General features: G+C 63.3%; 21 protein-coding genes. 4 read left to right on the top strand and 17 right to left on the bottom strand.

Annotated features, from left to right (window positions below):
* Nucleotides 1-135 precede the first annotated feature (135 nt).
* Genes folD through FBY20_RS00160 form a run of 3 tightly spaced genes read right to left on the bottom strand, consistent with a single transcriptional unit; the run spans nt 136 to nt 3,361 of the window.
* Nucleotides 136-987 carry a bifunctional methylenetetrahydrofolate dehydrogenase/methenyltetrahydrofolate cyclohydrolase FolD gene (folD, locus tag FBY20_RS00170; protein WP_056316504.1) on the bottom strand — a complete coding sequence of 284 codons (852 nt, stop codon included), beginning with the start codon at nt 985-987 and terminating at the stop codon, nt 136-138.
* Entirely contained in the window at nt 984-1,610 is a 627-nt protein-coding gene (locus tag FBY20_RS00165) for a response regulator transcription factor (RefSeq protein WP_006219003.1), read from the bottom strand. Before FBY20_RS00165 ends, folD begins: the two co-directional genes overlap by 4 nt.
* The gene (locus tag FBY20_RS00160; protein ID WP_056316505.1) at nt 1,607-3,361 is read right to left on the bottom strand and encodes a PAS domain S-box protein; all 1,755 of its coding nucleotides are present in this window, start codon (nt 3,359-3,361) and stop codon (nt 1,607-1,609) included. The genes FBY20_RS00165 and FBY20_RS00160 overlap by 4 nt, the downstream gene beginning before the upstream one ends.
* Before the next feature lie 352 nt (nt 3,362-3,713).
* Here FBY20_RS00160 and aceE point away from each other — a divergent pair, with 352 nt between their 5' ends.
* Genes aceE through lpdA form a run of 3 tightly spaced genes read left to right on the top strand, consistent with a single transcriptional unit; the run spans nt 3,714 to nt 9,923 of the window.
* The gene (gene aceE, locus FBY20_RS00155; protein WP_056316508.1) at nt 3,714-6,422 is read left to right on the top strand and encodes a pyruvate dehydrogenase (acetyl-transferring), homodimeric type; all 2,709 of its coding nucleotides are present in this window, start codon (nt 3,714-3,716) and stop codon (nt 6,420-6,422) included.
* A gap of 12 nt (nt 6,423-6,434) precedes the next feature.
* On the top strand, nt 6,435-8,105 hold the full coding sequence (gene aceF / locus FBY20_RS00150) for a dihydrolipoyllysine-residue acetyltransferase (RefSeq protein WP_142049180.1): 1,671 nt from the start codon (nt 6,435-6,437) through the stop codon (nt 8,103-8,105).
* A gap of 12 nt (nt 8,106-8,117) precedes the next feature.
* Entirely contained in the window at nt 8,118-9,923 is a 1,806-nt protein-coding gene (gene lpdA, locus FBY20_RS00145) for a dihydrolipoyl dehydrogenase (RefSeq protein WP_142049177.1), read from the top strand.
* A 96-nt stretch (nt 9,924-10,019) separates the two neighbouring features.
* Here the strand turns inward: lpdA and FBY20_RS00140 are convergent, their stop codons facing one another.
* Nucleotides 10,020-11,210, bottom strand: coding sequence for an MFS transporter (locus FBY20_RS00140; protein ID WP_174245373.1), 1,191 nt, complete (start codon nt 11,208-11,210; stop codon nt 10,020-10,022).
* Between the two features lie 109 nt (nt 11,211-11,319).
* On the opposite strand from FBY20_RS00140, the gene FBY20_RS00135 reads away from it, so the two are divergent.
* Nucleotides 11,320-11,823 (top strand): MarR family winged helix-turn-helix transcriptional regulator, encoded by a 504-nt coding sequence (locus FBY20_RS00135; protein WP_056316517.1) that lies wholly within the window; start codon nt 11,320-11,322, stop codon nt 11,821-11,823.
* Between the two features lie 163 nt (nt 11,824-11,986).
* Here the strand turns inward: FBY20_RS00135 and FBY20_RS00130 are convergent, their stop codons facing one another.
* The 13 genes from FBY20_RS00130 to FBY20_RS00070 all read right to left on the bottom strand — a co-directional run bounded on the left by FBY20_RS00130 (nt 11,987) and on the right by FBY20_RS00070 (nt 25,503).
* On the bottom strand, nt 11,987-12,181 hold the full coding sequence (locus FBY20_RS00130) for a putative motility protein (protein ID WP_056316520.1): 195 nt from the start codon (nt 12,179-12,181) through the stop codon (nt 11,987-11,989).
* A gap of 162 nt (nt 12,182-12,343) precedes the next feature.
* Nucleotides 12,344-13,069, bottom strand: a complete 726-nt coding sequence (locus tag FBY20_RS00125; protein ID WP_369818490.1) for a hypothetical protein — start codon at nt 13,067-13,069, stop codon at nt 12,344-12,346.
* Between the two features lie 411 nt (nt 13,070-13,480).
* The gene (locus tag FBY20_RS00120; protein WP_056316526.1) at nt 13,481-14,263 is read right to left on the bottom strand and encodes a cephalosporin hydroxylase family protein; all 783 of its coding nucleotides are present in this window, start codon (nt 14,261-14,263) and stop codon (nt 13,481-13,483) included.
* Between the two features lie 19 nt (nt 14,264-14,282).
* On the bottom strand, nt 14,283-14,969 hold the full coding sequence (locus tag FBY20_RS00115; RefSeq protein ID WP_056316528.1) for a metallophosphoesterase: 687 nt from the start codon (nt 14,967-14,969) through the stop codon (nt 14,283-14,285).
* A complete protein-coding gene (locus FBY20_RS00110; protein ID WP_056316531.1) occupies nt 14,950-15,984 on the bottom strand; it encodes an ATP-grasp domain-containing protein in 1,035 nt (344 codons plus the stop codon). The genes FBY20_RS00115 and FBY20_RS00110 overlap by 20 nt, the downstream gene beginning before the upstream one ends.
* Nucleotides 15,981-16,703, bottom strand: coding sequence for a bifunctional 2-polyprenyl-6-hydroxyphenol methylase/3-demethylubiquinol 3-O-methyltransferase UbiG (locus tag FBY20_RS00105; protein WP_056316533.1), 723 nt, complete (start codon nt 16,701-16,703; stop codon nt 15,981-15,983). Before FBY20_RS00105 ends, FBY20_RS00110 begins: the two co-directional genes overlap by 4 nt.
* Nucleotides 16,700-17,419 (bottom strand): WbqC family protein, encoded by a 720-nt coding sequence (locus FBY20_RS00100; RefSeq protein ID WP_200952152.1) that lies wholly within the window; start codon nt 17,417-17,419, stop codon nt 16,700-16,702. Before FBY20_RS00100 ends, FBY20_RS00105 begins: the two co-directional genes overlap by 4 nt.
* A gap of 31 nt (nt 17,420-17,450) precedes the next feature.
* Nucleotides 17,451-18,584: a DegT/DnrJ/EryC1/StrS aminotransferase family protein gene (locus FBY20_RS00095; RefSeq protein ID WP_056316538.1), complete on the bottom strand. Its 1,134-nt coding sequence runs from the start codon at nt 18,582-18,584 to the stop codon at nt 17,451-17,453.
* On the bottom strand, nt 18,581-19,804 hold the full coding sequence (locus FBY20_RS00090) for a class I SAM-dependent methyltransferase (protein WP_056316541.1): 1,224 nt from the start codon (nt 19,802-19,804) through the stop codon (nt 18,581-18,583). The genes FBY20_RS00095 and FBY20_RS00090 overlap by 4 nt, the downstream gene beginning before the upstream one ends.
* Nucleotides 19,801-20,352, bottom strand: coding sequence for a dTDP-4-dehydrorhamnose 3,5-epimerase family protein (locus tag FBY20_RS00085; RefSeq protein ID WP_056316543.1), 552 nt, complete (start codon nt 20,350-20,352; stop codon nt 19,801-19,803). The genes FBY20_RS00090 and FBY20_RS00085 overlap by 4 nt, the downstream gene beginning before the upstream one ends.
* A complete protein-coding gene (gene rfbG / locus FBY20_RS00080; RefSeq protein ID WP_174245457.1) occupies nt 20,349-21,434 on the bottom strand; it encodes a CDP-glucose 4,6-dehydratase in 1,086 nt (361 codons plus the stop codon). The genes FBY20_RS00085 and rfbG overlap by 4 nt, the downstream gene beginning before the upstream one ends.
* On the bottom strand, nt 21,425-22,198 hold the full coding sequence (gene rfbF / locus FBY20_RS00075; RefSeq protein ID WP_056316548.1) for a glucose-1-phosphate cytidylyltransferase: 774 nt from the start codon (nt 22,196-22,198) through the stop codon (nt 21,425-21,427). Before rfbF ends, rfbG begins: the two co-directional genes overlap by 10 nt.
* Entirely contained in the window at nt 22,195-25,503 is a 3,309-nt protein-coding gene (locus tag FBY20_RS00070) for a bifunctional class I SAM-dependent methyltransferase/glycosyltransferase (RefSeq protein WP_235512623.1), read from the bottom strand. The genes rfbF and FBY20_RS00070 overlap by 4 nt, the downstream gene beginning before the upstream one ends.
* Nucleotides 25,504-25,545 lie beyond the last annotated feature (42 nt).

Genomic DNA, 25,545 nt, shown 5'->3' with positions numbered 1-25,545 from the left:
GTCCCGAACGCAAGGCCCGCCGGCGGACGGGGAGGGTGTCTGCCCCCAAGTTGCGGCAGGTGTCCGACACCCCTGAGACGCCAGCTCAAGCTGAAGCGCCTCTCACACGGGTGTCAGACACCGAGGTCTACGCAGTCAGCCTGCAGCGCGTTCCGCCGCTTCGACCGTGTTGACCAGCAGCATGGCGATGGTCATGGGGCCGACGCCGCCGGGGACCGGCGTGATGGCGCCGGCCACTTCCTTGGCGGACGCGAAATCCACGTCGCCGCACAGCTTGCCGTCGGCGCCGCGGTTGATGCCCACGTCGATGACGACGGCGCCCGGCTTGATCATCGAGCCGTCGATCATGCCCGGCTTGCCGGTGGCCACGACCAGCACGTCGGCGCGGCGGGTCTGGGCCGCCAGGTCGCGCGTCTTGGAGTTGCAGATCGTGATGGTGGCGCCGGCCTGCAGCAGCAGCATGGCCATCGGCTTGCCCACGATGTTGCTGGCGCCCACGATGACGGCCTCGGCACCGCGCAGGTTCACGCCTTCCGATTCCAGCATCTTCATCACGCCATACGGCGTGCAGGGACGGAACAGCGGCTGGCCGGTCATGAGCAGGCCCGCGTTGCTGATATGAAAGCCGTCCACGTCCTTTTCGGCCGCGATGGCCTCGATGACCTTGTGGGCGTCCATGTGCTTGGGCAGGGGCAGCTGCACCAGGATGCCGTGGATGCTGGGATCCTGGTTCAGGACCTGGATGCGGGCCAGCAGTTCGGCCTCGGTCATCTCGGCCGGGTATTGCTCTTTCACGGAATGCAGTCCGGCCTTTTCGCAGGCCGCGACCTTGTTGCGCACATACACCTGGGACGCGGGGTCCGCGCCGACAAGCACAACGGCCAGGCCGGGGCGGGTGCCCTTGGCGGCCAGGGCCGAGACACGCTCGGCGACTTCTTCGCGAATGCGCTGCGAGAGCGCGGCGCCGTCAATAATCCTTGCGGTCATGCGTGTGCCTCGGGTTTGGCCAGAGCCACTTTCATCAAATCTGCAACGGTGGTCACTTCAAGTTTTTCCATGATGTTGGCGCGGTGCGCCTCGACGGTCTTGATGCTGATGCCCAGGTCGTCGGCGATCTGCTTGTTCAAGCGGCCCGCAACGATGCGCTCCAGCACCTGTTGCTCGCGCGCGGTCAGGCGCGCCAGCATGGCTTCGTGGTCCTTCTGAGCCTGGTGCTTGCTCACGCGCTGCGTGGCCTGCTCCAGCATGCGCGCCACGATCTCGCGCAGGTCGGATTCGTTGAACGGTTTTTCCAGGAAGTCGACGGCGCCTTTCTTCATGGTGGACACCGCCATGGGCACGTCGCCGTGGCCGGTGATGAACACGATGGGCAGCGGGGCATTGCGCGCGATGAGCTGTTCCTGAAGTTCCAGTCCGCTCATGCCGGGCATCCGCACGTCGGCGATCAGCACGCCGATCTGGCTGGCGTCGTAGTCTTCCAGGAACGATTCGCCGCTGGCGTAGGCGCGAACGCGGTATCCATTGGCTTCAAGCAGCCAACGCAGCGAATCGCGGACCGCTTCGTCGTCGTCGACAATGAATACCGTGCTCGACAGGTGGGGCGTGTTCATGCGTGCAACTCCTCGGACTGATCGTTCTGGGCCTGCGTCTGGGTCGCAGCGCAGGGCAGGGTGAAGCGGAAGATAGTACCGCCGGCCGGGTTGGGGTCAGCCCATAGGCGGCCGTGATGCGATTCGATAATGGTACGGCAGATATTCAGCCCCATGCCCAGGCCCTGGGACTTGGTGCTGAAGAACGGTTCGAACAGGCGCTCGGGTTCGGCCAAGCCGTGGCCGCGGTCCACCACGGCCACCTCGATATGCTGGTCGTGAAGAATTACGGCAACCTTAAGCTCGTCGGACTCGCTCTTTTCCATGGCTTCCAGCCCGTTCTTGAGCAGGTTCAGCAGCACCTGTTCAATAAGGATGGGGTCGGCCAGGACGTCGGGCGCGTTGGACGGCACGAAGCTGTCGATGCGGATGCGGCGCTTGCGGGCGTCGATCTCGGCAAAACCGATGGCGTTGTCGACAATGCGGCCGATCGCCACGCGCTGGCGGCGCGGCTCGCTGCGCTTCACGAATTCGCGGATGCGGCTGATGATCTTGCCCGCGCGCTCGGCCTGCGAAGCGGCTTTTTCCAGCGCGGGCAGCAGCATGTTGGGGCTGGTGTGGCCGGCCTTGACCAAAGCCACCGCACCCATGCTGTAGTTGGCAATGGCCGTCAGCGGCTGGTTCAGTTCGTGCGCCAGCGACGAAGCCATTTCGCCCATGGTGGTCAGGCGGCTGGTGAGCTGGATCTTTTCCTGCTGCACGCGCGACGCTTCCTCGTGCCCGCGGCGCTCGGTGATGTCGCGCGCCACCTGCATGCGCACGCGGCGCCCGTCGGTCCAGGCCAGCATGCGGTGGTGCACTTCGAACCAGCGCTGCACGGACGGCGCGAAGACTTCGACCGATTCGTCGGTGAAGCGGCCGCGGCGGCCGGCCAGCAGCTCGTCGTGACCGCCCGTCTGCGCGCCGAACACGCGGCGATACGTGCGGTTGGCGAACAGCAGCTCCAGCCCGTCATGCGTGTCGGCAGTGACCGAGATGGCGTCGTCCAGGCCTTCCAGCACGGTCATGAAACGTTCGTGGGCGGCGGTCAAGGCCTCGCGGATGCGCTTGGGCTCGGTGATGTCCGTCATGGACGTCATCCAGCCGATCTGGTTGCCGTTGGGGTCCAGCAAGGGCGACACGTACATGCGCGCCGTGAAGCGCGATCCGTCGCGCCGCTGGGCCTCGACTTCCAGGCCGCTGCTGGGCGTCTTGCCCGACATCAGCACGTCCAGCGTGTGCTGGTGCTGTTCGTGGCGGCCCGGCACCCAATAGGGGAAGGGCGGGCTGCGGCCGATCAGGTCGGCCTCGTTCCAGCCGATCATCCGGCAGAAGGCCGGGTTCACATAGGCGATGCGGCCCTCCATGTCGAGCACGCGCATGCCCGTGGACATGGAGTTTTCCATGGCGCGCCGGAACCCGGTCTCGGCAATGAGGGCGGCTTCGGCGGTGGACCGGAAGCGCGTATAGCGCCACAGCATGAGCAGGCTGATGACGATGACGCAGGACAGGGCCAGCACGACCCAGATCAGGCGTTGCTGGCGTAGTTCCTGGTCAATGGTGACAAACATGACGCTGTCGTCATGGATGCGCTGCAACCAGAAGAACACCCCCATCACACAGATATAGAGGATCAGCACCATGGCGGGCGTGACCCAGTACACCCCGCGCCGCCGGGTGCGGGCGTGATCGTGGAAAGGCGTAGGTATGTTGGACTTGGGCGCGCTGGACATGGAATTCGGGGCCGGTAGACCGCGCATTTTAGTGCGTGTTGGAACGGAATTGCCGGGAATCAAGTCCACCATTCGTCCTAGCCCATAAAAACGAGGGTGTTCAGCAATTCAGGTTCTGTTCAATTTTCCGTATTATGAAATGCCGTACCGCAACATGAAATTTTCCTTGCGACCGGTTAATCTTCTTTCTTAGAATGCCGCCTGACAGGGAAACCGCCCCTGGCAGGTCCTTAGAACGCCCCGACCCCATTCATCACATGGTAGCCCGGATGATCCCGGCTACCATGCAATGTCCGCGAGCAGATCAATAAGCGGTTTGTGGTCACGAACGAACCCCAACAGGAGACACACGATGTCCTCTAACGCCCAGGCTGGCGCCGTGCAGGCCGCCAACGACGAAGACACCCTTGAAACCCAGGAGTGGCTCGAAGCCCTGGCAGCCGTCCTTGATCGCGAAGGACCGCAGCGCGCCCATTACCTGCTGGAACGCCTGATCGACGAAGCCCGTCGCTCCGGCGCTCACATTCCGTTCTCCCCCAATACCGCTTACGTCAACACGATTCCCCCCGGCCTGGAGCCGGCGCACCCGGGCAACCTGGAGCTGGAATCGCGCATCCGTTCGTACGTGCGCTGGAACGCCATGGCCATGGTGGTCAAGGCCAACAAGCATAACCCGCCCGATGGCGGCGACCTGGGCGGCCACATCGCGTCGTTCGCCTCGCTGGCCACCATGATCGGCTGCGGCCAGAACCACTTCTGGCACGCTGAAGACGAAGGCCACGGCGGCGACCTGGTCTACTTCCAGGGCCACACCTCGCCCGGCATGTATGGCCGCGCCTACCTTGAAGGCCGCCTGACCGAAGACCAGCTGAACCATTTCCGCCAGGAAGTGGACGGCAAGGGCCTGTCCTCGTACCCGCATCCGAAGCTGATGCCGGACTTCTGGCAGTTCCCGACGGTGTCGATGGGCCTGGGCCCGCTGATGGCCATCTACCAGGCCCGTTTCCTGAAGTACCTGCACGCCCGCGGCATTGCCGACACCAGCAACCGCAAGGTCTGGGTGTTCTGCGGCGACGGCGAAATGGACGAACCCGAATCGCTGGGCGCCATCGCCCTGGCGGCCCGCGAAAAGCTGGACAACCTGATCTTCGTCATCAACTGCAACCTGCAGCGCCTGGACGGCCCGGTGCGCGGCAACGGCAAGATCATCCAGGAACTGGAAGGCGACTTCCGCGGTTCGGGCTGGAACGTCATCAAGCTGATCTGGGGCGGCTATTGGGATCCGCTGCTTGCGCACGACAAGGAAGGCATCCTGCGCCAGATCATGGAAGAAACCGTCGACGGCGAGTACCAGGCGTACAAGGCCAACGACGGCAAGTTCGTGCGCGAACACTTCTTTGGCAAGCACCCCAAGCTGCTGGAAGCCGTGTCGCGCATGAGCGACGAGGACATCTGGCGCCTGAACCGTGGCGGCCACGATCCCCACAAGGTGTATGCGGCCTTCAAGTCGGCCAGCGACCACACCGGCCAGCCCACCGTCATCCTGGCCAAGACCATCAAGGGCTACGGCATGGGCCACGTCGGCCAGGCCAAGAACCCGACCCACCAGCAAAAGAAGCTGGAACTCGACTCCATCCGCGAATTCCGCGACCGCTTCGGCATCCCCATCCCGGACGACAAACTGGCCGATCTGCCGTACTTCAAGCCGGCCGAAGACTCGCCCGAAATGAAGTACCTGCACGAGCGCCGTGCCGCGCTGGGCGGCTACCTGCCGCGCCGCCGCGCCAAGGCCGACGAACAGCTCAAGGCCCCCGCGCTGGACGCGTTCAAGGCCGTGCTGGAGCCCACCGCGGAAGGCCGTGAAATCTCGACCACCCAGGCCTTCGTGCGCATCCTGAACCAGGTGCTGCGCGACAAGGAACTGGGCCCGCGCGTCGTGCCGATCCTGGCCGACGAATCGCGCACCTTCGGCATGGAAGGCCTGTTCCGTCAGATCGGCATCTACGCGCCGGAAGGCCAGAAGTACACCCCGGTCGACAAGGACCAGGTCATGTACTACAAGGAGTCGGCCGACGGCCAGCTCCTGCAGGAAGGCATCAACGAAGCGGGCGCGATGAGCTCGTGGATTGCGGCGGCCACGTCGTACTCCTCGAACAACCGCATCATGATCCCGTTCTTCATCTACTACTCGATGTTCGGGTTCCAGCGCATCGGCGACCTGGCCTGGGCCGCCGGCGACATGCAGGCGCGCGGCTTCCTCCTGGGCGGCACCGCCGGCCGCACGACGCTGAACGGCGAAGGCCTGCAGCACGAAGACGGCCACAGCCACATCCTGGCCTCGACCATCCCGAACTGCGTCTCGTACGACCCGACGTTCGGCCACGAGCTGGCCGTGATCATCCAGCATGGCTTGAAGCGCATGGTGGAAGACCAGGAAAACGTCTACTACTACCTGACGGTGATGAACGAAAACTACCCGCAGCCCGGTCTGACCAAGGGCGACGAGGAAGGCATCATCAAGGGCATGTACAAGCTCAAGTCCCACGGCAAGGGCAAGAACCGCGTGCAGCTCATGGGTTCGGGCACGATCCTGCGCGAAGTCATGGCCGCGCAGGAACTCCTGGCCGCCGATTGGGACGTCGCCTCGGACCTCTGGAGCGTTACCAGCTTCACCGAGCTGCGCCGCAACGGTCTGGACGCCGAACGCCACAACATGCTGCACCCCGACGAGAAGAAGCCGCAGGTCGCTTACGTCACGGAACAGCTGGCCAAGACGGAAGGCCCGATCATCGCGTCGACCGACTACATGAAGCTCTTTGCGGACCAGATCCGTCCGTTCGTGCCCAAGGGCCGCGAATACAAGGTGCTGGGCACCGATGGTTTCGGCCGCTCGGATTTCCGCGCCAAGCTGCGCGAGCACTTCGAGGTGGATCGCCACTTTGTCGTCGTGGCCGCCCTGCGCGCGCTGGCCGACGAAGGCAAGGTGCCGGTCGCCAAGGTGGCCGAAGCCATCAAGAAGTACGGCATCAATCCGAACAAAGCCAACCCGCAATACGCCTGAGGGTAAAGAGACATGAGCAACATCGTGCAAATCAAGGTTCCCGACATCGGCGACTTCAAGGAAGTGGAAGTCATTGAAGTGCTGGTTGCCGTGGGCGACACGATCAAGGCGGAACAAAGCCTGATCACGGTCGAATCCGACAAGGCCTCGATGGAGATCCCCGCGTCGCAGGGCGGCGTGGTGAAGTCCATTTCCGTGAAGGTCGGCGACAAGGTCGCCGAAGGCGCGGTCGTGCTGGAAGTGGAAGCGGCCGAGGCGGACGCTGGCGCCGCCAAGGAAGCGGCCCCCAAGGCCGAGTCCAAGCCGGCTGCCAAGGAAGAACCCAAGCAGGCCGCCGCTGCCGCGTCCAAGGCCGAAGCCTCGGCCCCGGCTGCCGCCAGCGGCCCGGTCGAGATCGAAGTGCCGGACATCGGCGACTTCAAGGAAGTTGAAGTCATCGAAGTCATGGTCGCGGTCGGCGACACCATCAAGGCCGAGCAAAGCCTGATCACCGTCGAGTCCGACAAGGCCTCGATGGAGATCCCGGCCTCGCAAGGCGGCGTGGTCAAGGAAGTGAAGGTCAAGGTGGGCGACAAGGTCGCCAAGGGCTCGGTCGTGGTGGTGGTGGAAGGCGGCGCGGAAGCCGCTGCCGCCCCGGCCGCCAAGTCCGAAGCCGCCGCCCCGGCCGCCAAGGCGGAAGCGAAGGCCGAGGCCGCCGCCTCGTCGGCGCCGGCCGCGCGCCCGGCGCCCGCCGCCGCCCTGGAAGACGCCAACCTCAAGCCCGGCCAGTTGCCCCATGCCTCGCCGTCCGTGCGTAAGTTTGCGCGCGAACTGGGCGTGAACCTCTCCAAGGTCAAGGGCTCCGGTCCCAAGGAACGCATCACCGCGGACGACGTGCGCGGCTTCGTCAAGCAGGCCCTGTCGGCTGCCCCGGCGGCCGCCGCTGCCGGCGGTTCCGCCGATGGCGCCGCGCTGGGCCTCTTGCCGTGGCCGAAGGTCGACTTCACCAAGTTCGGCCCGATCGAAGCCAAGCCGCTGTCGCGCATCAAGAAGATCTCGGGCGCAAACCTGCACCGCAACTGGGTCATGATCCCGCACGTCACCAACAACGACGAAGCGGACATCACCGACCTGGAAGCGCTGCGCGTTACGCTGAACAAGGAAAACGAGAAGTCGGGCATCAAGGTCACGATGCTGGCTTTCCTGATCAAGGCCGTGGTCGCGGCCCTGAAGAAATTCCCCGAGTTCAACGCTTCGCTGGACGGCGACAACCTGGTGCTCAAGCAGTACTACCACATCGGTTTTGCGGCCGACACGCCCAACGGGCTGGTGGTGCCGGTGATCCGCGATGCCGACAAAAAGGGCATCCTGCAGATCGCCCAGGAAATGACCGACCTGTCCAAGAAGGCGCGTGACGGCAAGATCTCGCCCGCCGAAATGCAGGGCGGCTGCTTCTCGATCTCGTCGCTGGGCGGCATCGGCGGCACCTCGTTCACGCCCATCATCAACGCGCCGGAAGTGGCGATCCTGGGCGTGTCGCGTTCCTCGCACAAGCCCGTCTGGGACGGCAAGCAGTTCGTGCCGCGCCTGATGGTGCCGCTGTCGCTGTCCTACGACCACCGCGTCATCGACGGCGCCTCGGCCGCGCGCTTCAACGCCTATCTGGGTGCGTTGCTGGCCGACTTCCGCCGCATCGCGCTGTAAACGGGGAGCCCTATGAGCAATACCGTTCAAATCAAAGTGCCGGACATCGGCGACTTCAAGGAAGTGGAAGTCATCGAGGTGCTGGTGGCCGTGGGCGACACGATCAAGGCGGAACAGAGCCTGATCACGGTCGAATCCGACAAGGCCTCGATGGAAATCCCGGCGTCGCAAGGCGGCGTGGTCAAGTCCATCGCCGTGAAGGTCGGCGACAAGGTCGCCGAAGGCGCGGTCGTGCTGGAAGTGGAAGCGGCCTCGGGTGCTGACGCCGGCGCCGCCAAGGAAGAGGCTCCCAAGGCCGAATCCAAGCCGGCCGCTAAGGACGCTTCCAAGCCGGAAGCCCCCAAGGCCGACGCGCCCGCCGCCAAGGCTGCAGCGCCCGCCGCCGCCACCTACAGCGGCTCGGCTGACGGCGAATACGACATGCTGGTGCTGGGCGCGGGCCCTGGCGGCTATTCCGCCGCCTTCCGCGCTGCCGACCTGGGTCTGTCCGTGGTCCTGGTCGAACGCTACAGCACGCTGGGCGGCGTCTGCCTGAACGTGGGCTGCATTCCGTCCAAGGCGCTGCTGCACAACGCTGCCATCATCGACGAAGCGCGCGAACTGGCTGCCCACGGCATCAGCTTCGGCGAGCCCAAGATCGACCTGGACAAGCTGCGCGGCTACAAGGACAGCGTGGTCGCCAAGCTGACCGGCGGCCTGGCCGGCATGGCCAAGGCCCGCAAGGTCACCGTGGTGACGGGCGTGGGCGAGTTCGCCGACGCCAACCACCTGACGGTCAAGGGCGCCGACGGCAAGACCCAGACGCTGCGCTTCAAGCAGGCCATCATCGCTGCCGGCAGCCAGTCGGTGAAGCTGCCGTTCCTGCCGCAGGACGAACGCATCGTGGACTCCACCGGCGCCTTGCTGCTGCGTGAAGTGCCCAAGAAGATGCTCATCATCGGCGGCGGCATCATCGGCCTGGAAATGGGCACGGTGTACTCCACGCTGGGCGCGCGCCTGGATGTCGTGGAAATGCTGGACGGCCTGATGCAGGGCGCCGACCGCGACCTGGTCAAGGTGTGGCAGAAGAAGAACGCCTACCGCTTCGACAACATCATGTTGAAGACCAAGACGGTGGGCGCCGAGGCCAAGAAGGACGGCATCTACGTCACCTTCGAAGGCGAGGGCGCGCCCAAGGAGCCGCAGCGCTACGACTTGGTGCTCCAGGCCGTGGGCCGCAGCCCCAACGGCAAGAAGATCGGCGCCGACAAGGCGGGCATCGCCGTGACCGACCGCGGTTTCATCGAGGTCGATCGCCAGATGCGCACCAACGTGCCGCACATCTTCGCCATCGGCGACATCGTCGGCCAACCCATGCTCGCCCACAAGGCCGTGCATGAAGGCCACGTCGCCGCCGAAGCGGCCGCCGGCCAGAAGTCCTTCTTCGACGCGCGCGTCATCCCGTCGGTGGCCTACACCGATCCGGAAGTGGCGTGGGTTGGCCTGACCGAAGACGAAGCCAAGAAGCAGGGCATCAAGATCGAGAAGGGTGTGTTCCCGTGGGCTGCCTCCGGCCGCGCCATCGCCAACGGCCGCGACGAGGGCTTCACCAAGCTCATCTTCGACGCCGAGACGCATCGCATCCTGGGCGGCAGCATCGTGGGCACCCACGCGGGCGACCTGATCAGCGAACTGGCCCTGGCCGTGGAAATGGGCGCCGACGTCGTCGACATCGCCAAGACCATCCACCCGCACCCGACCCTGGGCGAATCGGTGGGCATGGCCGCGGAAGTCGCCGAAGGCGTCTGCACCGACCTGCCGCCGATGAAAAAGAAGTAACGCGCCGCGGCTTGCCGCGATCGCAACAGAAAGCGCCGCCCCTTTTTGAGGGGGCGGCGCTTTTTTTCGTGTGTGCGTTGTGGATGCGTGCGTTGTTTATCCGGCGCCGATCCGCCGATACGAGGCGGGCGAAAACCGCATTGCCAGCGCCAGCAGCACGACCGCGCCGGCCAGCATCACGATCCATGCCTCGGTCAAACTCGCAAACCGATCGCGCAGGACGCCCGCCAGCAACGGCATGAAGCTTGCAATCAAGTAGCCTCCGCCTTGCACGAAAGCCGCCAGCATTCCCGCTTGCGCGGGATCGTCCAGGTGGTCCATCGCCACGATCAGCGACAACGGAAAGAGCGCGCCGATGCCGATGCCCAGGAGCAGGCACGCCAGCAGCGCCAGCTTGAGGGGGGCCAGGATCAGGCATATCAGTCCGCAGATCAGCATGGTTAATACGGCGGCCAGCGGCTTGCGGCGATCCGCAAACCTGCCGATCCATGCCGACACGGCCAGACCCGCCATCACTTCGGCCAGCGTCAGGCCGCCCAGCAGAAAGCCCGCGGCGGAAGGCTCCCAGCCGAGACTGGTATAGAACGGCGGCAGCCACGCCAGCACCAGCGTGTAGGCCCCGGTGCCGATGCCAAAGAACAGCATCAGCTCCCACGCCCGCAGATTGCGCCAGAAGCTGCGCGGCGCCACGCGAGCTGTGCGGTGAAGGGGCGATGACGCGTCGGCTCGACCTTGCGCGGCCTTGAGCCACAGCGGCAGTGCGAGCAGGGCGGGTACGCTCCAGAAGGCCAATGCGGCGGGCCACCCGAACCTGCCTGCAAGCCCCGCAGCGCTGGCCGCCGCCACGGCCGCGCCCGCCATGATGCCGGTGGTGTACAAGCCAAACACGCGACCCATGTCATGCGCGAAATTGCGCTTGATGAAGGCAGGCAGCAAAGTCTGCACCAGCGCAATGCCGACCCCCGCCAGCACCGCCGTCAGCAGCAGCCCGTAGGTCTGCGTCCCGACGAAGCGCGCCGCGCAAGCAACGGCCACCAGCGCCACGCCCAGCGCGATCCCGATCCGCTCATTCAACCACCCCGAAATGCGTGCACCCGCCAGCGCGCAGACGCCCATCACGAATACGGGCAAGGTGGTCAACAGGCTGGCCTGCGTATTGGTTGCGCCGGTGGCCGCCTGGATCATGTCCAGCAACGGCCCGATGGCGGCCAGGGCCGGCCGCAGGTTCAGCGCCACGGCCACGATGGCGACGATGGCAAACAAGGGGCGTAACCTTACGCGCGTCATGGATATCTCGACATCAAGTTATTTGATGTCGAAGTATATAGACGACATCGTGCGTCCGGCAACGGGATATCATTGCTGCCAACGCAAATAGCTTTACGCCGAGACAACCATGAATGACCGTGCAAGGCGCGCGCAGGAAGAATGGCAGCGCGAGCGGCCCGACATCGACGCCAACGTGATGGCGCTGGTGGGGCGTCTGCTGCAAGCCACGCATCTGCTGGAGCGCAACTGGTTCCTGCCCCTGGCCGCGCAATTCGAACTGCATCAAGGCGAATTCGACGTCATCGCCACGCTGCGGCGGTCTGGCAGCCCCTACGCCATGACGCCCACCGACCTGCATGAAGGCCTGATGCTGTCGTCAGGCGCCATGACCAGCCGCCTGGACCGCCTGGAACGCAAGGGCCTCATCGAACGCGTACCATCGCCCAACGACCGGCGCAGCACGCTCGTGCGGCTTACCCCGGCCGGCCTGGCGCTCATCGACAAGCTGCTGCCGATGCACGTGGCGAATGAGCAGCAGGCACTGGCGTCGTTGACCCAGAAGGAGCAGGCACAGCTGGATGGGTTGCTGGCGAAGCTGCTTGTGGGGTTGGGGCGCAAGCCGGGGGATTGAACGGTCACCTTGGGGTAAGCGACGCAGCGTCCACGGCTATCGAAAACGAGCTTTGGCGCAGATGTCTGAAACCCCGGCCCGTCCTGTCCGGCCACGAAAAAGCCGCCCGTGGGCGGCTGATCTGCGTTCAGTGCGTTGCGGCCGATTGCCGCGCGGCAGGGATTCAGGCGTGGGTGTTGATGCGCGAACCCAGCGTGCCGTCGATGGCCAGCACCGGCAGCGACTGCAGCAGCGTGGCGACCGAGTCGGCTTGCGCGTTGATCGCTTTTTTCGTGACCGATGCCTGCACTTCCATCATGAGATTCGCGTCGCGCAGGGCCAGGGCGGAATTGACGGTGTTGTTGACGGAAGCATCCATGGTCTAGGTGTCCTGGTGATGTGAGGCCGGGTCAACGGCCGAAGCAACTCGCATTATGGGGCACGCCGTTCGAATGATGCAAAACATTTCGCAATGATCGCGGGCCGTGTTGCATTGTGGCGCGCGTACGTGGCGGGCATGTGACAGGCTCGCCCCGACGCACTACGGCTGCGCCGGACACTCCTTCACTTTGCCCCAGCCTTGATTGGGTTCGCAGTACTGCTTGCGGGCCGCCCATGCGCATTCGGGACGTTCAAAGAAACCGCGTTCTGCACACTGCGCGAGCTCTCCATCGAGTGCGGCGACCCACGCCATCGGATCCGGCGCGGGAATCTCGGTGATGCGCAGTGTGGGCTGCGGCCCCGCCAAAGCGGGGGCGGCCGAGGAAGCAGGGGCTGTGACGCGTTCCTGTTTGGCAGAAGGCGCCGGCGCTGATGGCGCGCCCGTGGAGGGCGCCGCGTCGGCAGGACGTTCCGTTTGCGCATCGCCGGGTACTGGTGCGGCACCGTTGCCGGCAGCATCCAATCCGGGCGACAAGGGCGGCTGCGGCGTCAGCGGCACGCGCACCGGACTGGCGGATGTCGCGCCCGATGTCGCCGTGTTCGGGGAATTCCACGACACAACGAGCAATACCAGGGCGCCGTAGATGGCCAGGGTATAAAGCACGGTCACCGTTGCGCATCCGAGGCGTCGGCGCGTGATGGGTTCCGCGTCGTCGCGCCCAAACAGACCACGCCACCCCACAAGTGCCGCACCCGGCGCTGATATCAGCCACCAGCACAAACGCTTGAACCACCCGGGCTCGTTGCGGGGCAGGGAAGCCTGCACCTGCGCAGCCAGCAACTCCCGCAAGGCGCGGTTTTCTTCACGCAGACGCAAGGTTTGCAAGTCCGCCGGCCCCTGGTCATCTGGATCCGGCGTGCCGTCGTGCTGCGTAGCGAGTGGATCGGGAGGCGTGGCGGTCATCTTGTGAAAAATATAGATACAAACGTGCGGAGGCAATTATGAAGTAAGTCGACCGGGGGGAACAGCAGAATAGGGAGGGAAATTGGCGCCATTGGCGGGATTAGCCAGGCAGTTGGCGCATGCCCCCATCACAGCCGTGTGCGAGTCACCTTGGGGGCGCCAAGGTGCGCCAGGACGGAAGGCAAGTGAAGCGGCAGGCCCGCAGCCGGACGCGCTGCGGGCCCAATGCGCCCGTGCCGTGCAGGAGGGAACACGCTCGTAACCGTGTCGCGCGGCGTTCTGCGCTGCGGTCCGCACGTGGGACGGGGGGCATTTCCCTCCCTATGCGTCGCGCTAGCGGACTCGCTTCAGGAAACCATCCTGCGCCACGGTGATCTGCAGCTTATGTTGCAGGGCGAAATCCTGTTCAAACTGCTGATTGAGGGGCAGCCATGCCTGCACGGCAGTCTTCGGACTATTGCCCTTGCCCCACGCACGGTGCGCGCAAAGTTCCGGGGGCATGTCTTCAACGACCGTATCGAATACGACGCAGTAGCTCCCGGGGGTCGTCAACGGGGCGTAGGCTTCAAGTTCCGCCAAGACATGGTCGTGCGTGTGATTGGAGTCAAGGCACACCAATACGCGCTTGGCATCTCCCACGAGGTCATGGACCTGCTGGACGACGTCGGAGGCAATGCTGGACCCTTGGACCATCCCGATCAGATGGCTCATGGGATGCGCTTCGATCGCTTGCCTGTTGTGCGCACGGATATCGATATCTACGCCAATGACCCGGCGGTTGGATTTCCCGGGCAACAGGGGGGTCTGGTTTATCTGGGCGTCGCAGTAATCCAGCATCGCAAGCATCGACGCGCTCAGGATCAACGAGCCTCCGTGGGCGATGCCGGTTTCGACGATCACATCCGGCCGAGTGGCCCATATGATTTCCTGCATGGCGTGGATGTCTTGCGGGTACTGGATGATGGGGCGTCCCAGCCACTGGAAGTTGTAGGTGTATGCGCCAGACGTGCCTGCCTTGATCATCCAGGCAAGCGTGTCGGCGGCCAATGCCTTGTCTTCACCGAGGCGCTGGATATTGCCCTGCACTTCATTCTTGAATTGTGTAATCGCGTCCATGATCTTGATTCTGTGTGGTCTAGATGATTTTGACGCTGTCGACTCTTCCACCGATCTGCGCGCCTTGGTAGAGGTTTTCATAGCAGAACGGCTCGAAGCCCGCGGCTTTCATGGCGGCAGCGGTTCGGTCGATGTCGTAGGACACCCGGTGCAGCATGACTTGGTCGGCATCGAGCGTCGCATAGGCTGCGCGATTGTCGCCGTCCCGTGGCTGGCCCGTGGACCCCGGATTGCAGTAACGTTGTTCACCGAAGTCGGCGAGCACCTGCACATGGGTATGCCCGGAAAACAGCAGGCGCACATCGGGCGGAATCTTGTCGCGCGATATCGTGTACAGATACTGGTCGCGGGGGTCTTCCGGGCCACCGTGTACGAATAAGCAGTCGTCTGCGCGGATGAAGTCGTGCGAGCCTTTCAGCCAGTCGACCTGGTCTGCGCGGAGTATGGCTTTCTGGTAGTTGATGATCTGGGTGACCACGCGGGAGCGCGGGCAGTTCTGATCAAGGGTGATGTAGCTGTCGTGGTTGCCCAGCACGTTGGGGGCGCCCAAGTCGCGCAGCAAGTCGATGCATTCGCCGGGTTGCGCGTAATAGCCCGCGACATCGCCCAGCGAGATGAATTGCGTGCAACCGCGCGCCGTCGCATCGGCAACCACCGCCTGCAGGGCGGGAAGATTGCCATGGATGTCAGAGAGTATGGCCAGCATGCGTGACGAAGTCCTCGGTGTACCGCCATGCCTTGCCCGCGGTGATGCGCGGCGCGGTTGGCTCCATTCCAAGCAGATACAGCTGTATCGCCATCTCGGCCTCGTTAAAGCCAAAGGCCGAGCGCAGTGAGTTGCTGCTGGAAAAGCGCGGGTTGATTTCCAGTAAGTACGCCGTGCCAGCTTCGACTCGAAACTGGAAGTTCGTGGGGCCCAGCGGCTGAAAATGCTGGCACAGCCTTTCCGTTGCGGCGCCGATGACAGCGTGTTCGCGCACGACTTCGGCCACAAGCGTGTTGCCCGCGCTGGACAGGCGCCGCCGAAAAATCAATGGCTGCAGCTGGCGTCCATCGCCCAGACCGAAGACGCCGACCGTATATTCTTCGTCGGCGCTTCCCACCACGCGTTGCAGCATCCACGGCGCGATGGCTTTCTTGCGCCAATAATCAAAGTCGGCCTCGTCCTCGAGCAGGACGATCCCGCGCGATCCATTGCCCCGGCGGGGTTTGAGCAGCAGCGGTGCCGGACCCAGTTCTTCGATTGCCTGCGCCCAGGAACTGGGGCGTGCCGAGGGAATTGCCGGGTATCCTATCGCGATCAGTTCCTGGCCAAAATCCCATTTGTCGGCCGTTGCGTGAATCAGCTCGGCATTGTTGAGTGCCAATTTGGCGTTAAGGGTTGAAAAAAACTGGCGATGCGCGTCCAGGAATGTCATGTCCAGTTCGAGCCCCGGCAGGATCAGATCGATACCATGCGTAAGGACGATGCGAGCCCAGTAATCGAGATAGGCCTGGCTGTCCTCGGGGGCATCCGGCTTTTGTTCAAAGGCGTCGCAAAGGCGTGGCCCCGGAGAGTTCGCGCTGCGATCGATGCCGATAATCCGCGGCGCATATCGGCTTTGCCGAAGGCTCTTTACGATGCCTTGCCCGATGATCGCGCCCACGCCGGTGACTGCCACCGTCAAACTGCGCATGGGGCGATCCGGCTGCCGCGGGGAGCCGATGTCGTTCGTGTTCATTGAACTTCCAGTTCCATCAGCAGCGCGACGCACAAATCCGGAAAGTCGACGCCCACCTTCAGCATGGCTTGAAGGTTGGCATCAAAATCCGGCAGCGTCTTCAGCACGTTCAACGGCAACGGCTTGAGGTAGATTCCCTCTTCGTGCGTGATGCGGTAACCCGCCTGGCGCACTGCCGCCCCGAGGGTTTCCCTGCAGTATTGTCTTTGATGACCCAGTGCGACATCGTTAGCATTCAAGCTGTAGATGTCATCGATAAGTCCCAGTTCCAGTCCCAGCCGGCGGTTCATCGATTTTGCGTTGGGCACGGCCACGTAGACTCGCCCGCCGGGTTCAAGGTATTCCCGATAACGCCGCAGGATCAGGTCAGGGTCTTCCACATGTTCCAGAATGAAGCCCATGACAATAATGTCGAATCGGCGGTCAGGGACAAAATCCTCGAAGTACGCTTCGACGATCTGGCCTTTGAAATCGGGCGTGTTCTGTTGGAACTGCTCGATCACCATGCTCGCGCCGTCGACAATGATGTGATTGTCCGACGCGGTTGCGAAGATGCGGGAGGTGTATCCGTGGCCAAGTCCCAACTCCAACAGCGAGCGGGCGCGGCCGAACCGATCAATGATCCGGTGGGGGTACCAGTTGAGAATCAGATTGTTCTCGATTTCCGTGGCGCCATTTGGCCGGTACTCGGAAGATACTGCGTTCAAGTCGTTTTTCATGTTTTGCCGGGTATGCGTTTGGCCCGGTCCAGAAATTCGCGCCATGGGCAGGTCTGCGTACCAATCTCCGCCGCGCCCGCGGGCCCACGGTTTGCGATCAAATCCAACGCGCTGACATAGGGCGTGAACTCACCGTGAAGCTGGGGATATGGCGTCAGTCCATAGTCCATGTAAGAGACCGAGACGCCTATTGCCTCGAACGCTTCGTGATCGAGGTAATTGCGCGCGCCGTGCCCTGTCACGTATTTGTCGACGCCGAGGTTTTTGCAGAGATCGATCAACCGCTGCGTGCTCGCGCCCGGGATGTCCAGCGCCGAAGACCGCAAGATGCGCTTATTCTCCCCGAGGCCAGGAAAGTACCGGATCAAGGCATCCATCGAGGCCTGCGTCAGATCCGCTAGCGTCCTGCTTGGAAGCGCAAATACACTGTCGACGACATCGAGCATGTCGTTCTTGAAGGGAGCCGCGGCATATGCCTGCCGCAACTGCTCGAGGTGGCTGCGTTGCCAATTGGCGCTTTTGTCGAGCAGCACTTCATTGATGTTCTGGCCGAGTTTCTGCCCCGGCAGTGGAATCGTCAACCAGCGCGTTCCGTCCTTCGTCTTTATCTGTACACGGTTGCAGAATCCGCCGCGGGAGAATTGCACATCGTCGTAATAGACAAAGATGTCGCTACATCGGACCTGCTCGAGCATCCCGATCCATGGGAAATACATGGGTTGGGAAACTACGAGGCAGGTCTGCGACTTACGCGGGCCAGCTTCCATCGCGGGCCTCCGAATGCATTCGCCGTATGGTCGCCGCGACGCGATCGATGTCGTCTGAGGTCATGTCGTGGTAGCTGGGCAGATTGATCGCGCGCTGCGGGATGTCATAAGCGTTCACGTTGCGCGGGCAGGGGTCGAACATGGGCAGGCTCGAGAGCGGGTGGAAAAATACCCGTGCGTCGATGCCGTTCGGATTTAAAGCGTCTTGAAGGTGTTCGCGGGTGATGCCAAGCTCGCGTCCAAACACCGCAGTCGGCATCCAGTATCCGTTGCGCACGTGGGCGGGCTCCGGGTTCATGGTCACGCCCGGCAGGTCGCCCAGCGCTGCCCGGTATGCGTCGAACACCCGCCGTTTCCCGGCAATCAGCGCTTCGATGCGTTCCAGTTGCGCGCACCCGATTGCCGCCTGGATGTTTGACATCTTGTACTTGAATCCCAGCAGATCCGGCCAGAATTGCTTGGATTGCTTGGCGTGCCGGCCATGGTTCGACAAGGTGACCGCCGTCTCATAGAGCGCTGGGTCGCTGGTGACGAACATGCCGCCTTCCCCGGTCGTCAGCGTTTTCGTTCCGTGGAACGAAAAGGTGCCGAACACGCCCATGCTGCCCGCGCGCCTGCCGCGGTAGGATGAGCCGATGGCCTCGGCCGCGTCCTCGATCACAGGAATGCCATGCCGCTCGCCAATGGCAAGCAATCGGTCCATGTCGCAAAGATTGCCGTACAGGTGTACCGCCAGGATGGCTTTGGTGCGCGGGGTGATCGCCGCCGCGACCTGCTCGGGATCGATGCACCATGAATCGGGCAGGATATCGACGAAGACGGGTTTGGCGCCAAGGTGGACGATCGGTGCGGCGCTGGCGATCCAATTGGTATCGGCCATGATGACTTCATCGCCCGCTCCGATGCCCAGCGCGGCCATGCCGATGTGCAGGGCGCCTGTGCAGCTGGACGTGGCAATGGCGTACTGCGTGCCGATATGCGACTTGAAACCTTGTTCGAAGCGGCCGAGGTACTCGTAACAACGCTCGCCCCACCCATGGCGGGCCGCGTCAGCCGCGTATTCGACCTCCAGGTCCGTGATTGACGGCTTGGTGTAATGGATGCGAGCGTTCATCGTATTTCCAGGGTGGGCACCGCGGTCACGAACTTTCCACCCCAGTCTCGGATGTACGCGTTCTGGCTGACGATTTCATCGACGATGTTCCACGGGAACACCACCACGTAGTCGGGTCGCGCCTGTCTTAGCGCCGCGGGCGTCAGAACGGGAATACGGCTGCCGGGCAGATACTTTCCCTGTTTGTAGGTCGCGGCATCGCACACGAAGGACAGCAGATCCGGCTTGATGCCGGCATAGTTCAGCAGCGTGTTGCCCTTGGCGGCAGCGCCGTAGGCAGCGACGGACTTTCCCTCCCGCTTCTGGGCGATCAGGAATTCAATGAAGCGGTTCTTGATCTGTTCGACGCGGGATTGGAAGTCCAGATAAGCCTGCGGATCCTGCAATCCTCCGTGCGCTTCTGCCTGCAAGATTCGGGCGACCGCCTCGCTGTCCGCGCGTCGGTCCTCAGCATGGCATCCGTAGACGCGCAGGCTGCCTCCGTGGGTCGGCAGTTCCTCCACGTCCGTGATGCGCAACCCGCAGGCCAAGAATATGCGGCTTACGGTATAGAGCGACAAATACGAGTAGTGCTCGTGGTAGATTGTGTCGAACTGCGTGTGATCAAGCAGACGCAGCAGGTGCGGAAATTCGAGAGTGATGGTTCCGCCGGGTTTCAGTGCGGCCTTCATGCCTCGCGTGAAGTCGTTGATGTCGGGAACATGCGCGTAGACATTGTTTCCCGCGATCAGATCGGCCTGTCGTCCTTCAGTGTGCAGCCGTTTACCCAATTCGTGTCCGAAGAACTCGCGCAGGACCGGCACACCCACGGTCTCGGCTGCGTCGGCGGTACTGGCCGTGGGCTCGATGCCAAGGCAGGGGATACCGGCGGCCACGAAATTCTTCAGTAGGTAGCCGTCATTGGAGGCCAACTCGATAACGAGGCTTTGCGCGTTCAGGCCAAACCGCTGGATTGCCATGCCGCTGTAGCTGGCCGCGTGGGCAAGCCAACTTGCGGACGTCGACGAAAAATAGGCGTAGTCCTTGGTGAACAGCGCCTCTGCCTGCGTGTAGTCTTCCGTTTGCACGAGCCAGCAGGCATGGCAAACGCGAACCTTTAGCGGATAGTATGTCTCCGGCTTGGCCAGATCCTGCTCGGTCAGGTAGGCGTTGGAAGGCGGCGCCGCGCCCAGATCCACAAACGTCTGCTGCAAAGGGGTGGCGCAATGGCGGCACTTCATACTTGAATTCCTGCAAAATCGTCTGGGAGCTGCGGGTGCGACCTGTCTCTTTCCGACAGATCGATCGGCTCAAGCGGCCATCGGATGGCCAGCGCGGGATCGTCATGCCGCAGGCCGCCTTCGGCTGAAGGGGTGTAGAACGCGGTATGCAGATAGATCAGCTCGCTGTCCGGCTCAAGCGCCTGGAATCCATGGGCGCAACCTTCGGGAATGACCAGCATGCGAGCGGAGGCCATGTCCAGTTCCTGGGCGTGCGATTGCATGAATGTGGGAGAGTCCGCGCGCAGATCCACCACGACATCCCACACCCGGCCCCGGATGCAACGTACAAGCTTCATCTCGGCATGGGGCGGGCGCTGGAAGTGCATGCCTCTCACCGCGCCGGCGCGGCTTGTCCGGGAATGATTGATCTGGACGATCTGCCGCGAGCCCATGAGATCTGCCAGGCTTTGCGCGCAGAAAAGGCGTGTGAATGCTCCGCGCGAATCCGAAAGCGTGCGGGTTTCGACGACGAATACGCCGCCGAGGGGAGTCGGAATGATGTTCACGCCTGCACCCAATGGCAACCGGCACGTGCCGCTTGCTCGACATACTGCCGCAATTGCTCGGACGTGCTTGCCGAGCCTGTTTCATGGTGTCGGCGGTACCAATCGGCTGTCATCTCAAGGGCTTCGTCAAGCGGCAATGCCGGCCTCCATCCCAAGGATTGGCGCGCCTTCGCGCAGTCCAGCAAAAGCAGACCTGCCTCGTGAGGACCGGACGACGGTTGCGCTTTCCACGCCAGATCGGGCCAGTGCTGAGCGAGCCGGCCGAGCAACTCGGCGACGCTGCGGTTGTCTTCAGCTGCCGGGCCAAAATTCCAGCTTGCCGAAAACGCGGGATCGCCGGCCAGGAGCCGCTGGCCCAGCATCAGGTAGCCGGACAGGCAATCCAACACATGTTGCCAAGGCCGAGTGGCGGACGGGGACCGGACGTCGAGCGCGCGGCCGTCGTACACGGCCCTGACCAGGTCGGGAACCAGGCGGTCCTGAGCCCAGTCTCCGCCACCGATGACGTTGCCCGCGCGAACGCTGGCAATCAGCACGGGCGTGCTGGCGTTCCAGAATGATCTGCGATAACTGTCCACGAGGATTTCGCAGGCGGCCTTGGAAGCGCTGTAGGGGTCATGGCCTCCCAGCGTATCGTTCTCGCGGTATCCCCAATGCCATTCGCGGTTGGCATAGACCTTGTCGGTGGTGACGATCACCACGGCCCGCACGCTGGGCGTGCGACGGCATGCCTCCAGCACGTTCGCCGTGCCCATGACGTTCGTAGACCAGCTATTCAGGGGATCGCCATAGGACTCACGCACGAGCGTCTGCGCGGCCAGATGAAAAACGATCTCGGGCTGCGCCTGCGCCATGGCGCTGACGACGGTCTCGGCATCCCGGACGTCTCCGCGCAAGTCCGTGGTCCGGGTCCGCAGAAGATTCCAATGGTTTAACGGCCCGGAGGGCGCGAGCGACAAGCCGGTCACCTGTGCGTGAAGCTGGTCGAGCCACGCCGCCAGCCAGCTCCCCTTGAAGCCGGTATGCCCCGTGAGAAACACACGCGCGCCTTTGTAAGCGCCGCCGAAAGGGTTCAGGCCCATTTCTTCCACGGAGGATTTCCTTGGGCCCATAGCTGTTCAAGCTGGTTCTTGTCTCGCAGCGTATCCATCGGCTGCCAAAAGCCCAAATGCTCGTACGCCTGCAACTGGCCCTGACGGCTGAGCGTCTCCAAGGGAACACCCTCCCAGGGGCTATCGTCGTTTTCGATCAGCGACAGCACGCTAGGCGACAGGACGAAAAAGCCGCCATTGATCAGTCCGCCATCGCCACGCGGCTTTTCGGTGAAGCCGGTGACCAAGTCGCCCTCGCGGCGCAAGGCGCCATAGCGTCCGGGAGGCTGAACCGCCGTCACCGTCGCGGCTTTGCCGTGGCTGCGGTGAAAGGCGATCAGTTTGCCGATGTCGATGTCGGAAACTCCGTCGCCATACGTAAAGCAAAACGCCTCTTCTTCCTTGACATAGTCGGCGACGCGCTTCAGGCGGCCACCGGTCATGGTCGTTTCGCCTGTGTCGACGAGCGTGACACGCCAGGGCTCGGCCTTGCGCTGGTGCACTTCCATGCGATTGTCCGCCATGTCGAAGGTGACGTCGGACATATGCAGGAAGTAATTAGCGAAGTACTCCTTGATCATGTAGCCCTTGTAGCCGCAGCAGATCACGAAGTCATTCACGCCATAGGCGGAATAGGTTTTCATGATGTGCCACAGGATAGGGCGTCCGCCGATTTCGATCATTGGCTTGGGGCGGGCTTGGGATTCTTCCGAAATCCGCGTCCCCAATCCGCCGGCGAGGATGATGGCTTTCATGCTTTGGTCTCACACCATTGAGTAAACATTTTCCTGAGATCGGCCTCAAACCGCCGGGTGAAGCCGACTTCGTCCATGAGCGCGCTGTTCTGCATGTCCTGCCGCAGGTTTCTGCGGATGTCGGCCAGCGCCGGCAGATCCGTTGCCAACGACACCGCCTTCTCGACATACTCGTCTTCGGTTTCGCAGATCCATTCCGGATGCCCGATAGTGCTGAGAATCGAGCTGCCCACGCGACCGACGCTGGGGCGGTCCGCCAGCGAGACGAATGGCACGCCCATCTGGATGAACTCCACCAGCGTGACGCCCGAATTGTGGGGAAAGCAGTCCAGGCCAATGTCGATGCCCCTGAGCACATCCCAGGGGGGGCTGTTGAAGCCGATCAGGAGCCTGTTGCGGCTAACGCCTTGCGCTTCGAATCGCGCCGCAAGCGCATCGGCCATGGCCGCGTCGCGGTAGCTGCCGCTGTTGATGACCAGGCGGGCGGAAGGCAACCGTCGCAGGATCGCGGCCCACGTCCGAATGGTGCGGTGGTTGATCCGGATCGCCCGGGACAATGTGCCAAAGGTGACGCCTTCGCCCGACAGGGCGGGAAGTTCGTTGACCGCGCCCATCGAGTCTCCGGGCCGGTACGGGCAGCCTGGCTTCAAGCGCCATATCTTTTCGGAGAAGAGATGTTCGCAGCCAACCGGGGCCATCACATCGTCCATGACGATGTAGTCAATGGCTGAAAGGCCCGTGGTGTAGCCATAACCCATCCAGGACAGCGACACCGGCGCGGGCTTGCGTGCGAAAACGCTAAGTTTGTTGCCTTGCGTATGGCCGGCCAGATCGATCAGGACGTCGATTCCGTCCGCACGAATTTTTTCTGCAAGCTCCGAATCCGTGAGCTTCAGGGTGGGAACCCAGTGGTCGAAATAGGTGCGCAGGCGCGTGGTGACCTCGTCTTCAGTATCCAGTTCCGCGTAGGCCGTTAGTTCAAATGCCTGCCGGTCGTGGTGAATGAGAACGGGCTCAAGGAAGTTGTTGCCGGAATGCTTGCGGAAGTCGGGGGAGACGTAGCCTATCTTCAGCCGCCGGCCCGCCATCTTCGGGTTCTTGTGTTCACGCCAGGTTTTCCGAAGCGGCACGCCCACGTCGCGATCATAGGCCCGGTAGGCATCGAAAATCTCCTCCGCCGTCTTGTCGACGCAGTAGTTCAACGTGAACATACGGTTGTTGCGGGCGGTTATGTCTTGAGGGAACCGGACCAGCGTTTCCTGGAGCACCCTTTCGGCGGCGCTGGCGTCGCCGGCGTCGATCAGCGTCTTTGCCAGATTGATCCATGCCTTGCGATGCATGGGATCCAGTGAAAGGGCGGTCCGGTTGCTCTCTTCTGCTTCCTTGTAGCGCCGTTCGGTCGCCAATCCACTTGCCAGCGCGGCATGTGCTTCCGCGCTGGCGGGCGCCAGCTCGACGGCGCGACGTCCGGCGGCGATGGATTCGGCCGTGCGTCCCAGGCGCGCCATGGCGACAGCCAGAACGATGTAGCTCTGGGCGTCTGCGGGCGCAAGCTCGATCATGCGCATGGCGGGCAGTACCGCCTCGGGCACGCGCCCCGTGCTAAGAAGCGTTATGGCCAAGGCCTCCCACGCATCCCAGAATTTCGGCGCGGTCTTGGTCAGGCGCCGAGCTATGACCTCGGCCTCCAGGTAAGCCTGCCGCGTCATGAGTTCGTGCAATTGCCTGGCCTGGGGGATGATGGCCGGGCCGGGATTGGGCTGGTGCCCACTTTGGGTGAGTAGCCCGGCCTGCAGATTTCGAAGCGCCTGGGCAACGACATACAGCCCGAACACGGGCGCCTTGCGATTGGTGTCGACCAGTACCGCATGGAGCAGGTTGAACCATGCCCGGGACGACCCCTCGGCCAATCCGCAACGCTTTATCAGCGCAAGCGTCGACGCGACTTCGCCTAATTCCACCGGCGTTTCATTCAGCTTGGCCTGCTGTGGCGCAAGGCCGGCAGCCATGGCGCGCAGGATGGCCGCCTGAGTGTCGGAGATGGCCAGGCGGACCCGTTCATGCCACAGATTGAACGTCGGCCAAGGGACGGCGGGCTCGGCCTGCTTTTCCAGGTCGAGACAAGGCAATAGTCGCAGCGGGGCGTCGTCGGTCCGCTCGTAGGGACTTGTTTCCAGGCAATAGTGCAGCAGATCCTCTTCAAGCAACTGCCGCAGGCATTTTTCCAGCGCCTTGCGTCCCGTGGCGTCATCCCACTGGTTCTTGTGCAGCAATACCGCCAGCAACGTCGTGTAGGGCAGCGAAGCGGGCCACGCGTGGGACAGTACATCCACCACGGCGATCAAGTCGGCATCGGCGGTGGTCAGGCCGCGGTCCAGCCCGTTGACATAAGTGACGCCGGGCTCGGGCCTGTTGCCAGCCAGCCGCGTCAGGCCGGACGCGAAACGTAGGTGCTGCAGGCGGGTCAGATCGGGCTGAGCCAGGATGTCGCCAGCCCGATCTTGCACAACCCAGAGGCATTGCCGGAAAGCCCGGCCCGTTGCGAAGTCCAGATATTGCTGGCGAACGGTGGCCGGCTGCCCCATGGTCAGCAGACTGTGATTGAGGGATACGCCTTGACCGAAATTGAGCGGAATCTCGCTCAGGGGCCTGGCGTCGCCGACGTAAGCCAGTCCGGCTGTTGAGGCGCGCCCGGCAAGTTCGACGAAGTAACACCCGGTGTTGGCCAGGGGGTTCCGTTGTGGGCCGGCAGTGGCTGGACCGGCGACCAGGGTGCTTTCAAAATGCGCCGCGGCAGCCGCAAGCTGGGAGCGTTGCGGGTTGGAGGCTGACATGCCGTCCTTGAACAGCGCCAACGCGGCCAGCGCGCTTTGCTTCAGTTCCGCCTCCGTCTGTGCCGCATGCCCGTGAAGCATGATCGCGTCGCGGACAACGTCCAGGCTTTTCGCGCCCGGATACACGGGGCTGTCCAGATACAGCAGCCCTTTCGGAGACAGCAGGTTGGCGCAGACGGTCAGCAGCTCTTGCGCGCTGTCCGGCGGCAGGTACCCATACAGCCCGCTGACAATGATGTAGTCAAACAGCCCCAGTTGAGTGCCCAGGTCGCCCGGGTTGCCTACGCACAGGGTCAGGTTGGTCAACCCCATGCCTTGTGCGACCGCTGCGCCCTGCGCGATGAGCGCTTCAGAGGGGTCGACGCCCACCGCCTGTGCATCGGGATAGGCCATGGCGAATGGCAACAGACCGTCGCCCGAGCCGCAACCTAACGCCAGAACCCGGGCCCGATCGAGCGGTGCCGTTTCCACGCCATACAAGTGCGCGGTTCCGCGCAATCTCGTGGGGGACAG

The organism is Achromobacter sp. SLBN-14, from assembly GCF_006715415.1.
Classification (GTDB): domain Bacteria; phylum Pseudomonadota; class Gammaproteobacteria; order Burkholderiales; family Burkholderiaceae_B; genus Achromobacter; species Achromobacter mucicolens.
The sequence above is the reverse complement of the archived record's forward strand: the minus strand, read 5'-3'. Positions and strand labels throughout refer to the sequence as shown.

What these genes read in the sequence shown, in the direction of transcription:
- FBY20_RS00140 (WP_174245373.1), bottom strand. Translation starts at nt 11,210, where the DNA reads ATGACGCGCGTAAGGTTACGCCCCTTGTTTGCCATCGTCGCCATCGTG.
- FBY20_RS00165 (WP_006219003.1), bottom strand. Translation starts at nt 1,610, where the DNA reads ATGAACACGCCCCACCTGTCGAGCACGGTATTCATTGTCGACGACGAC.
- FBY20_RS00115 (WP_056316528.1), bottom strand. Translation starts at nt 14,969, where the DNA reads ATGCTGGCCATACTCTCTGACATCCATGGCAATCTTCCCGCCCTGCAG.
- FBY20_RS00135 (WP_056316517.1), top strand. Translation starts at nt 11,320, where the DNA reads ATGAATGACCGTGCAAGGCGCGCGCAGGAAGAATGGCAGCGCGAGCGG.
- aceF (WP_142049180.1), top strand. Translation starts at nt 6,435, where the DNA reads ATGAGCAACATCGTGCAAATCAAGGTTCCCGACATCGGCGACTTCAAG.
- rfbF (WP_056316548.1), bottom strand. Translation starts at nt 22,198, where the DNA reads ATGAAAGCCATCATCCTCGCCGGCGGATTGGGGACGCGGATTTCGGAA.
- FBY20_RS00130 (WP_056316520.1), bottom strand. Translation starts at nt 12,181, where the DNA reads ATGGATGCTTCCGTCAACAACACCGTCAATTCCGCCCTGGCCCTGCGC.
- lpdA (WP_142049177.1), top strand. Translation starts at nt 8,118, where the DNA reads ATGAGCAATACCGTTCAAATCAAAGTGCCGGACATCGGCGACTTCAAG.
- rfbG (WP_174245457.1), bottom strand. Translation starts at nt 21,434, where the DNA reads ATGGGCCTGAACCCTTTCGGCGGCGCTTACAAAGGCGCGCGTGTGTTT.
- FBY20_RS00090 (WP_056316541.1), bottom strand. Translation starts at nt 19,804, where the DNA reads ATGAAGTGCCGCCATTGCGCCACCCCTTTGCAGCAGACGTTTGTGGAT.
- FBY20_RS00105 (WP_056316533.1), bottom strand. Translation starts at nt 16,703, where the DNA reads ATGAAAAACGACTTGAACGCAGTATCTTCCGAGTACCGGCCAAATGGC.
- FBY20_RS00110 (WP_056316531.1), bottom strand. Translation starts at nt 15,984, where the DNA reads ATGAACACGAACGACATCGGCTCCCCGCGGCAGCCGGATCGCCCCATG.
- FBY20_RS00095 (WP_056316538.1), bottom strand. Translation starts at nt 18,584, where the DNA reads ATGAACGCTCGCATCCATTACACCAAGCCGTCAATCACGGACCTGGAG.
- folD (WP_056316504.1), bottom strand. Translation starts at nt 987, where the DNA reads ATGACCGCAAGGATTATTGACGGCGCCGCGCTCTCGCAGCGCATTCGC.
- FBY20_RS00120 (WP_056316526.1), bottom strand. Translation starts at nt 14,263, where the DNA reads ATGGACGCGATTACACAATTCAAGAATGAAGTGCAGGGCAATATCCAG.
- FBY20_RS00160 (WP_056316505.1), bottom strand. Translation starts at nt 3,361, where the DNA reads ATGTCCAGCGCGCCCAAGTCCAACATACCTACGCCTTTCCACGATCAC.
- FBY20_RS00100 (WP_200952152.1), bottom strand. Translation starts at nt 17,419, where the DNA reads ATGTATTTCCCATGGATCGGGATGCTCGAGCAGGTCCGATGTAGCGAC.
- aceE (WP_056316508.1), top strand. Translation starts at nt 3,714, where the DNA reads ATGTCCTCTAACGCCCAGGCTGGCGCCGTGCAGGCCGCCAACGACGAA.